Below are 8,409 nucleotides of genomic sequence, written 5' to 3' on the forward strand. Positions count from 1 at the left end.
CAATTCAGGCAAGAATTGGGCATGGCTTGGGCAGGAATCTGCTTGGTTAGCGCCGTGTTAAGGCGCGCAGGGCAAAGCTGGGCAGCCGCAACGCCATCTTGCGCATCAATGGGCCGTATTCCGTCTCGCCTGCCAGAAGGCGCAGGTATTCGTCTCGCAAGGTGCGGGAATTGCGAAAACTCTTGATGAAGGTGCGCCGCAGGCTGTCGCGGAACATCAAGTGACGCAGGCGTCCTGCATGACGCAAACCGCCATGGATCGGCCGGAGCGCGCGGGTGTAATCCGCCAGCGCCATATCCGGCATGCCGCGGCGCAGCGCATCGGCGGCGGCACGCGCGGCCAGCTCGCCGGAATGCAAGGCGTGGGCGATGCCCTCGCCTGTGATCGGATCGACCAGCCCGGCAGCATCCCCGGCCAGCAGGATGCGTCCCTTGCCCGGCGTTTCGCGGAAGTCGCCAAACGGCAGGAACTGGCCCTTCACCGGGAGGTCGGGGTTTATACCGAGTGCGTCGAGATACTTGGCCAGATGCCCTTTCATGTCGGCATTGCGTGCCATGACGCCGCCGACACCAATGGTGGTGCCGCAAGCCTTGGGAAACTGCCAGCCATAGCCCCAATCGGCGGCGCCAAAATCGATCCGAAGCGGTCGCGTAGCATCTGCGCCGGGACTCTCGACCTCCAGCGCAAAGCCGATCTTGTCGCGGTCGAATGCGCTGCCGAAGAGTTGCTTGGCGGTCGCGCTATTGACCCCGTCTGCCGCAATGAGCAGCGGTGCGTCGATCTTGCCGTCGCCGATCCGCAGCGACGGGCCATCCGGGTCCAACTGCGCCATGCTTCCGGTCAGGTCCGTCGCGCCCGCCTCCAGCGCCCGTTCCAGAAGGTGGGCATCGAGATCGCGTCGCATCGCAAGATGCAAGGGCGGCGCGTCGCAACTCAGGCCCAGATCTTCGCCAAAGGCATGGAACGCGATGTCGCTGCGACGTTCCAGCGGGATGTCCGGCAGGGGTGCATCGAAGATGCGCCGGTAATAATCTATCGCCCGCCCGGTCAGCCCGCCGCCGCACAGCTTGTCGCGGGGAAAGCTTTTTTTGTCGACAAGGGCGACGCGCAGGCCAAGGTCCGCCGCAACCTTGGCCGCGGACGCGCCAGCCGGGCCCGCGCCCAGAACGATCAGATCAAAGGCGCGGGCGCCGCGAGGGGAATTCACAGGACGGTGACTTTGGTTCCCACGTCGACGCGCGGATAGAGGTCGGTGACATGTTCATTGATCATGCGCACGCAGCCATTGGACACCGATTGGCCGATGGACCGAGGCGCGGTCGTGCCGTGGATGGCGTTGAAGGTGTAGCGCCCGTCACGGTACAGATAAAGCGCACGCGCGCCCAACGGGTTGCCGGGCCCGCCGGGCTGAACGTAATCGTTATCCTTGAACTTTCCGTAGGCGGCCGGGTCCCGCTCGATCATCGCATCGGTCGGACGCCACGTCGGCCATTCCTTCTTGCTGCCGACATAGAACGTTCCCGAAATGGCCTGACCGGCCTTGCCGAACCCGACGCCATACCGCATCGCGGTGCCCGGACCGTCGATGAAATACAGGAAATGCGCCGCCGGAAGGATCAGGATCTGGTTGGGTTCGAGATCCCCCTTGATGGTCACGCGCTGGGGGCGGAACTTAGTGTCAAGCGTGAAGGCCCCGGCAGGCATGGCGGTGCTCGCGGCGGTGGCGACCGTTGCGGCGATGAAGGAACGACGAGAGATCATGGCAGCACTCTTTCTGGCGTATCAGGGTGAATATCTTGCCGATGGCGGCGCGAAAATCAATCCCGCCTGCGGGACAAGGCTTGTCACGATGGCGTGCGAAACACATATTCATTTTCGAAGATATTCAGGAGACATGAGATGGCGGGATTGAAGCTTGTCTGTCTGGAATGCGCCCAGACCAATCGGGTTCCCGAGGATCGGTTGGCGGCGGGCGCGAAATGCGGCACTTGCGGTGCCGCTTTGGTGCCCGACAGGCCGATCGAGGTCGATTCTGCGACCTTGGCCAAGGCGGCGCGGACCGACGATCTGCCGTTGATCGTGGATTTCTGGGCGCCTTGGTGCGGGCCATGCCGCATGATGGCTCCGGAATTCGGCAAGGCGGCCGCCGGGCTGCAAGGCCGCGCGCGGCTGGTCAAGCTGAACACGCAGGACCATCAGGATGCCGGATCGAAATATGCGATTCGCGGCATCCCGACCTTGGTCGGTTTTGCCGGGGGCAGGGAGCGTGCCCGGCAGTCCGGGGCCATGCCTGCCGCCCAGATCGAGGCCTTTGCGGCGCAGGTGCGGTGATCAGTTCTTTGGCACATCGGCATTGCGGCCTGCCAAAACCACGCTGATCAGATAGGCCGCCTCGGGGCTGAGCCCGGCCATGATCGCCGCCGCCGACGAAGGCTTCATCCGCGACAGGAACCCGGCGGAGAATTCCGGATCCATTTCCTCGAACAGGGCGGCGGCCTGTTTCGGCTTCATGTTTGCGTAAACATTGGTCAATTGCGCCAGATCGTCCTCTGCGGCGGTCTGGGCAAGCGCAAGGGTCGCCTTGATATCCGCCTCGGCCTGCTCGAGCGCGGCAAGCTTGCGGTCGATTTCCTGCTCGGCAACGGCAAGGGCCTGCATCCGGATGTCGATCTGCGATTCGCGTTTCTTCAGCCGCGCTTCGCGCGCCTCCAGCGCCTTGATCAGAGGCAGAAGTTCCGATTCCTCGACCATCATCGTCGGGGCGGCGTGCCCGTCGGGCGCATGATCCTCGGCAGGCTTTTCGGCGGCATGATCTTCGCCCCCGGGCACCTGTGCCTGAGGAACGGGCTCGCTGGCGATTGCTTCGCTTGCGCCGACAGCCCCTCGGACCACCGCCGAGGCCAGTAGCAAAGCCCCGATCGCGGTCAGTGCCCCCGTCCTGCGGCGCGGCGTCTTCACCTTTTTGGGCTTGGGAGCCTTGGGTTGCTTCGCTTTGGCCATGGGTCAGTTCCTCGGATGGCGGACAAAGACAGGGTCGGCATGTTCGGTCGGTCCCGGCGCGGGCGGCTTTTCCCCGGGCAGGTCGTGCATCGACGCCACCATCAGCTCGAGTCTTCGGGCGACATCCTCGGCCCGTTCCGTCAGTTCGGCGAGGGACTTCGACGAGTCGCCCGCCGTTGTCTGCGCCGCCGTCAGTGTCTTTGTCAGGTCGTCGACCTGCGCCGACAGCACGGCAACGGCGCCGCCGACACCGTTTTCCAGATCGGTAAAGCGGGTCAGTCGACGCGCGAGGATGAAACAGTAGAATCCAGCGCCCAGAGCCCCGGCCACCAGTAGAATATCCGCAATCAGCTCCATGCCAGTTTCCTTCAGTTCAGTACGAATTCCAGGACGAGGAGGTCGCGCACGCGTCCCTCTCCGGCCACGAGTTTGACCCGTCGCAGCATCTGTCCGCGCAGGCGGACGAGCGAGCCGGGATCTTCGATGTCACGGGGTTCCAGCGCCCGCAGATAGCTGTTCAGCACGTCCTGAATCCGAGGCAGAATTCCCTCGACCTCGGCCGTGTACTGCTGTGGCACCTCTAGACTGGCGCGAAAGCGCAGGTGCCGGGCGTTGGAATTGGGGCCAAGCGAGATCGTCAGTTGCGGCACCTCGATGAAGGCGACCTTGGGCAGCGCCTCGGTCGGCAGCTCGACCTCGCCATCGTCGGCAGAGGCGGCATCGGCATGCCCGTCCTCTGCGTGATTCGCCGCGGGTGCGCCGCCCAAGAGCCCGGACTGGACCGCGTAGAATCCGCCGCCGCCACCAGCCAAAGCAAGAACGACGCCGATGATCAGCGGCAGCTTCGATGGTTTCTTTTCCTCGGCCTCCTGGCCGTCGGCAGTGGCATCCGTCATATCGAACCTCTTTTCAGCCTCGGGGTCGTTATAGGCACAGAGGGGCTAACTGATTGTTAAGTCGGATCGGTCAAAGATCGCTTCAGCCAAGCAGAACGTTTGGAGCGGAGGCCGATCTTGCAACAACTCATCACCAGTTGGACCGCCCTGGGCGCGCGTCAGCGCCTTGTCGTCATAGGGGCAACCCTTGCCATGATTCTCGCGGTGTTCGGGCTGACCCGGCTCGCGACGCAGCCGAATCTGTCCTTGCTTTACGCGGGGCTGGAAAACGGCGCCGCCGGCGAGGTCGTATCTGCGCTCGAGGCGCGCAATGTCCCGTTCGAGGTGCGGGGCGGCGCGATCTTCGTGCCCGATACGGAGCGGGACGAGTTGCGCCTGACCCTCGCGAGCGAGGGGTTGCCGGCAAATGGGGGGCAGGGATACGAGCTGCTCGACGGCCTGTCGGGATTCGGGACGACATCGCAGATGTTCGACGCGGCCTATTGGCGCGCGAAAGAGGGCGAATTGGCCCGCACCATTGTCTCGAACCCGCAAATTTCCACCGCGCGTGTCCATATTGCCAACAGCAGCGCCAATCCGTTTCAGCGCGACGTGACGCCGACCGCGTCGATTTCGGTGACGACCAACGGCGGCGTTCTGAATGCGCAGCAAGCCCGCGCACTGAAATTCCTCGTCGCTTCGGCCGTGCCGGGACTGGTTCCGGAAGACGTCGCGGTGATCGACGGCAAGGGCGGCTTGATCGGGGCCGAGTCCGAGGGCGGCGGCGCAGCAACCGCCGATGACAAGGCCGCGCAATTGCGTGATCGCGTCCAGCGCCTGATGGAGGCACGTGTGGGGGTTGGCAATGCCGTGGTCGAGGTCAGTGTCGACACGATCACTGACAGCGAGACGATTCGCGAACGCAGTTTCGACCCCGAAGGCCGCGTGATCATTTCGACGGATACCGAGGAACTTAGCGACAAGGCCGAAAACTCCGGTGGCGGTGCGGTCAGTGTCGCCTCGAACCTGCCCGCAGGGGGTGGCCAAGGCGCCCCTGACAACTCGTCGTCGCAAAAGGCCGAAACCCGTGAGCGCGTGAATTACGAAGTGTCTGAAACCATGCGGGAAATCACCCGCTCCCCCGGCGCGATCCGTCGTCTGACCGTGGCGGTTCTCGTAAATGGCACCTACGAAACCGCAGCAGATGGCACGCAGACCTTCATCCCCTTGCCGGAGGATCAACTCAGCGCCCTCAACGACCTCGTCTCTTCTGCGGTCGGCTACGATGCAGAGCGCGGCGACCAGATCACCATCCGGTCCCTGCCGTTCGAGCGGCCGGAGGGGCTGGGCACCGGCCCCATCGAGCCGAGCCTGTTCGCCGGTCCGATCGACACCATGCGCTTGATCCAAATGGGTGTTCTGGCCGTGGTCGCGCTGATCCTTGGGCTGTTTGTCGTCCGCCCGGTTCTGGCGCGGGGCACGGCCAGCGAGGCGGCTGCGCTTCCGGCGCCGGATGGTGACTATCTCGATGGCGAGATCGAGCCTGCCGGTGGCTTTGCCGACTTGCCGATGATGGGGGACGGGCCTGATTTCGGCGGTATGGGCATGGTCGATTTCGACTCCCCGCCCGAAGAGGACCCGGTCGACCGCCTGCGCGGCCTGATCGAAGAGCGCAAGACCGAGACCGTCGAAATTCTTCGCAGCTGGCTTGAGGACAAGGAGGAGGCACGTTGAGCGCTTTACAGAAACTCCTGGAGGATTTCAGTTCACCTGAACCCTCTGCACCAGCCCTCTCGGAAGGGCCCGTCTTCAACGAATCCGAGCTGGAAGGCCAGAAGCTCGAGGCGTTCGAGAACGGATACCGGGCGGGCTGGGACGATGCGGTCAAGGCTCAGTCAGAGGACAAGGCGAGGATTTCCAGCGCATTTGCCCAGCATTTGCAGGACCTCTCCTTCACCTATCACGAGGCGTACAGCCAGGTGATGAACGGTATGACGCCGCTGCTCAACGAGATGGTCAGCGTGCTGCTGCCATCGATGGCGCGCGCGACACTCGGACTGCACGTTGTGGAACAGCTTCACGCCATGGCCAAGGAGATCGGGACAATGGATGTCCAGATCCTTGTTGCGCCGACCAATATCGACGCGATCGCACCGTTGATCGAGGGAGATTTCGGTTTTCCCATCGAATTGATCCCCGACGACACCGTCGCAGAAGAACAGGCCGACATAAAGTTCGGCTCGAGCGAAAGACAGATCGACCTGGGCGACCTGATCGCCTCGGTGACAGAAGCCGTTGCAGGCTTCGCCCATGACAACCGGAGGAAACTGGCAAATGGATAACATGCAGACAGCCCATCGCAGCGATGCCGGCACCCCCTTCACCTCGGTTCCGATCGAGATCACGGTCTCCGTCGGGCGGGCCCGCCCGCTGGTCCGAGAACTGTTGCAACTGGCCGAAGGGTCGGTCCTGCCGCTGGACAAGCAGTTGGATGACCCGGTCGAGCTTTATGTCGGCGAAAAACTGATTGGAATTGGCGTATTGGAAGTCGTCGAGGGTGACGGCCCAAGCCAACTGGCCGTGCGCCTGACCGAAGTGGTCGACCTGCAATCTCCATCGTGATCATGCGCGCCCTTCTCATCGCGGTCAGCCTGCTGGTCCTGTGCACAGGATTCGCCGAGGCGCAGTCGCTTTCCATCGACCTCGGCGAAGGCGGCTCGATCACGGCGACCTCCGTCCAGTTGATCGTCTTGATCACATTGCTCAGCCTCGCACCGGGCATCGCGATCATGGTGACCTGCTTTCCGTTCATGGTGACCACACTGGCAATCCTCCGGCAGGCCGTTGGGTTGCAGCAGTCACCACCCAACATGCTGATCGTCAGCCTCGCCCTCTTCCTGACCTATTTCGTCATGGAACCGGTGTTCACGGAGGCGTGGGACACAGGGGTTCAACCTCTGGTCAACGAACAGATCGAGATCGAAGAAGCGGCGGAATTGACGTTGAAGCCGTTTCGGGTCTTCATGGCCGGCCGCGTCGACCCGGACACCTTCGGTGCGATGGCGGAGCTTCGGCCCGATGCCCGGGGCACCGCGTTGTCGGCGGACGCGCCGCTGTCGGTCCTGATCCCGAGTTTCATGTTGTCCGAGGTGGCCCGGGCTTTTCAGGTTGGATTTCTGATCTTCCTGCCGTTTCTGATCATCGATCTGGTCGTCGCTGCGGTCCTGATGTCGATGGGCATGATGATGGTGCCACCGGCCATAGTGTCCCTGCCGTTCAAGCTCGCCTTCTTTGTCATTGCCGATGGTTGGGCCCTGCTGGCAGGCAGCCTTGTGCGCGGCTATTTTTGACGCGGGCATTAAGGTTAATGTCAGTTGGGCAAGATTTTGTTAGCCATGAAGAAGGCCGGGCGGATCTGCCCGGCCTAATATGAATGTTCATTCGGTTCGTTGGCTTACCCCAAAACCTCTTTCACCGCCTGCGCGGTCTTGCCGACGACTTCGTCGGCTTCCGCGCGCGTCAGGCAGAAGGGCGGGGCGAAGCCCAGAATGTCGCCCTGCGGCATCGCCCGCGCGATCACGCCGCGCTCCAGCAAGGCCGCCGCCACCCGCGGGCCGACCTTGTCGTTCGCGTCGAAGAAGACACGCCCCTCGCGGCCCTTCACGAATTCCACCGCGCAGATCATGCCCTCGCCGCGCACCTCGCCGACATTCACATGCCCGCCCACGGCATCGCGCATCGCGGCGTTGAAGTAGCCGCCGATCTCGCCGGCCGCATCGACCAGACCCAGCGCGTCGATCAGCTTCAGGTTCGCGACCCCCGCCGCCGCCCCGATCGGATGCGCCGAGTAGGTCCAGCCGTGGCCAATCGGGCCGTTTTCGTCGGTGCCCTGCTCCAGCACTTTCCACATCTTGTCCGACACGATCGACCCGGACAACGGCGCATAGGCCGAGGTCAAGCCCTTGGCAATCGTGATCAAATCCGGCTTCAGCCCGTAATGCTCCGAGCCGAACATGGACCCAAGCCGCCCGAACCCGGTGACAACCTCGTCGGCGATCAGCAGGATGTCGTGGCGCGCCAGCACCTCCTGGATGGCGGCCCAATAGCCCGCCGGCGGCGGCACGATGCCCCCGGTGCCCAGCACTGGCTCACCGATGAAGGCCGCGATCGTGTCGGCCCCTTCGCGGGCGATCAGCGATTCCAGTTCCGCCACGCAATGGGCGACGAAGCCGGCCTCGTCGAGGTCCAGATCATCGCGGCGGAAATAATACGGCGCCTCGGTGTGGATCACCTGGCTCAGCGGCAGGTCGAACTTCTTGTGGAACAGGTCGAGCCCGGTGAGCGACCCGGTCATCAGGCCCGAGCCGTGATAGCCGCGCCAGCGCGAGATGATCTTCTTCTTCTGCGGCAGGCCGCGGATATTGTTGTAATACCAGACCAATTTGATGTTGGTCTCGTTCGCGTCGGACCCGGACAGGCCGAAATAGACCTTGGACATGTGGTCGGGCGCGCGGTCCAGCACCATCTTGGCCAG

Annotated in this window: 12 protein-coding genes; 6 read left to right on the forward strand and 6 right to left on the reverse strand. The window is 63.5% G+C overall.

Translation table 11 applies throughout. From position 1 onward, the window contains the following. Nucleotides 1-46: 46 nt before the first annotated feature. Together D8Z78_RS07735 and D8Z78_RS07740 are read right to left on the reverse strand one after the other, a co-directional pair. Nucleotides 47-1,207 (reverse strand): geranylgeranyl reductase family protein, encoded by a 1,161-nt coding sequence (locus D8Z78_RS07735; protein ID WP_240672046.1) that lies wholly within the window; start codon nt 1,205-1,207, stop codon nt 47-49. After that, entirely contained in the window at nt 1,204-1,761 is a 558-nt protein-coding gene (locus D8Z78_RS07740) for a L,D-transpeptidase (RefSeq protein WP_121629558.1), read from the reverse strand. Before D8Z78_RS07740 ends, D8Z78_RS07735 begins: the two co-directional genes overlap by 4 nt. Here D8Z78_RS07740 and D8Z78_RS24550 point away from each other — a divergent pair. Both D8Z78_RS24550 and trxC read left to right on the forward strand, forming a co-directional pair. Beyond that, entirely contained in the window at nt 1,760-1,912 is a 153-nt protein-coding gene (locus tag D8Z78_RS24550; RefSeq protein WP_164932912.1) for a hypothetical protein, read from the forward strand. The two genes, D8Z78_RS07740 and D8Z78_RS24550, sit on opposite strands and share 2 nt — an antisense overlap. Beyond that, nucleotides 1,900-2,331 carry a thioredoxin TrxC gene (gene trxC / locus D8Z78_RS07745; protein WP_121629559.1) on the forward strand — a complete coding sequence of 144 codons (432 nt, stop codon included), beginning with the start codon at nt 1,900-1,902 and terminating at the stop codon, nt 2,329-2,331. Before D8Z78_RS24550 ends, trxC begins: the two co-directional genes overlap by 13 nt. Here the strand turns inward: trxC and D8Z78_RS07750 are convergent, their stop codons facing one another. From D8Z78_RS07750 to D8Z78_RS07760, 3 genes are read right to left on the reverse strand one after another with little or no spacing between them, the layout of a single operon-like run. Further along, nucleotides 2,332-3,000: a MotE family protein gene (locus tag D8Z78_RS07750; RefSeq protein WP_121629560.1), complete on the reverse strand. Its 669-nt coding sequence runs from the start codon at nt 2,998-3,000 to the stop codon at nt 2,332-2,334. A gap of 3 nt (nt 3,001-3,003) precedes the next feature. Continuing rightward, complete coding sequence (locus D8Z78_RS07755; protein ID WP_121629561.1) at nt 3,004-3,357, reverse strand: hypothetical protein; 354 nt, start codon at nt 3,355-3,357, stop codon at nt 3,004-3,006. An 11-nt stretch (nt 3,358-3,368) separates the two neighbouring features. After that, on the reverse strand, nt 3,369-3,896 hold the full coding sequence (locus D8Z78_RS07760; protein WP_121629562.1) for a flagellar basal body-associated FliL family protein: 528 nt from the start codon (nt 3,894-3,896) through the stop codon (nt 3,369-3,371). 117 nt (nt 3,897-4,013) lie between these two features. On the opposite strand from D8Z78_RS07760, the gene fliF reads away from it, so the two are divergent. Genes fliF through fliP form a run of 4 tightly spaced genes read left to right on the forward strand, consistent with a single transcriptional unit; the run spans nt 4,014 to nt 7,225 of the window. Then, nucleotides 4,014-5,609: a flagellar basal-body MS-ring/collar protein FliF gene (fliF, locus tag D8Z78_RS07765; RefSeq protein WP_121629563.1), complete on the forward strand. Its 1,596-nt coding sequence runs from the start codon at nt 4,014-4,016 to the stop codon at nt 5,607-5,609. Continuing rightward, complete coding sequence (locus D8Z78_RS07770) at nt 5,606-6,217, forward strand: FliH/SctL family protein (protein WP_121629564.1); 612 nt, start codon at nt 5,606-5,608, stop codon at nt 6,215-6,217. The genes fliF and D8Z78_RS07770 overlap by 4 nt, the downstream gene beginning before the upstream one ends. Beyond that, nucleotides 6,210-6,497 carry a FliM/FliN family flagellar motor switch protein gene (locus tag D8Z78_RS07775; protein ID WP_121629565.1) on the forward strand — a complete coding sequence of 96 codons (288 nt, stop codon included), beginning with the start codon at nt 6,210-6,212 and terminating at the stop codon, nt 6,495-6,497. Before D8Z78_RS07770 ends, D8Z78_RS07775 begins: the two co-directional genes overlap by 8 nt. A 2-nt stretch (nt 6,498-6,499) precedes the next feature. Then, entirely contained in the window at nt 6,500-7,225 is a 726-nt protein-coding gene (gene fliP / locus D8Z78_RS07780) for a flagellar type III secretion system pore protein FliP (protein WP_121629566.1), read from the forward strand. A 104-nt stretch (nt 7,226-7,329) separates the two neighbouring features. On the opposite strand, the gene D8Z78_RS07785 is transcribed toward fliP, so the two are convergent. After that, on the reverse strand, nt 7,330-8,409 hold a 1,080-nt coding region (locus D8Z78_RS07785), incomplete at its 5' end, for an aminotransferase class III-fold pyridoxal phosphate-dependent enzyme (protein ID WP_128910747.1).

Origin of the sequence: Tropicibacter alexandrii, from assembly GCF_003667315.2 — a bacterium.
In the GTDB taxonomy this organism is placed as follows: domain Bacteria; phylum Pseudomonadota; class Alphaproteobacteria; order Rhodobacterales; family Rhodobacteraceae; genus Tropicibacter; species Tropicibacter alexandrii.

What these genes read in the sequence shown, in the direction of transcription:
- D8Z78_RS07755 (WP_121629561.1), bottom strand. Translation starts at nt 3,357, where the DNA reads ATGGAGCTGATTGCGGATATTCTACTGGTGGCCGGGGCTCTGGGCGCT.
- D8Z78_RS07760 (WP_121629562.1), bottom strand. Translation starts at nt 3,896, where the DNA reads ATGACGGATGCCACTGCCGACGGCCAGGAGGCCGAGGAAAAGAAACCA.
- D8Z78_RS07740 (WP_121629558.1), bottom strand. Translation starts at nt 1,761, where the DNA reads ATGATCTCTCGTCGTTCCTTCATCGCCGCAACGGTCGCCACCGCCGCG.
- fliP (WP_121629566.1), top strand. Translation starts at nt 6,500, where the DNA reads ATGCGCGCCCTTCTCATCGCGGTCAGCCTGCTGGTCCTGTGCACAGGA.
- D8Z78_RS07750 (WP_121629560.1), bottom strand. Translation starts at nt 3,000, where the DNA reads ATGGCCAAAGCGAAGCAACCCAAGGCTCCCAAGCCCAAAAAGGTGAAG.
- D8Z78_RS24550 (WP_164932912.1), top strand. Translation starts at nt 1,760, where the DNA reads ATGGCAGCACTCTTTCTGGCGTATCAGGGTGAATATCTTGCCGATGGC.
- trxC (WP_121629559.1), top strand. Translation starts at nt 1,900, where the DNA reads ATGGCGGGATTGAAGCTTGTCTGTCTGGAATGCGCCCAGACCAATCGG.
- D8Z78_RS07775 (WP_121629565.1), top strand. Translation starts at nt 6,210, where the DNA reads ATGGATAACATGCAGACAGCCCATCGCAGCGATGCCGGCACCCCCTTC.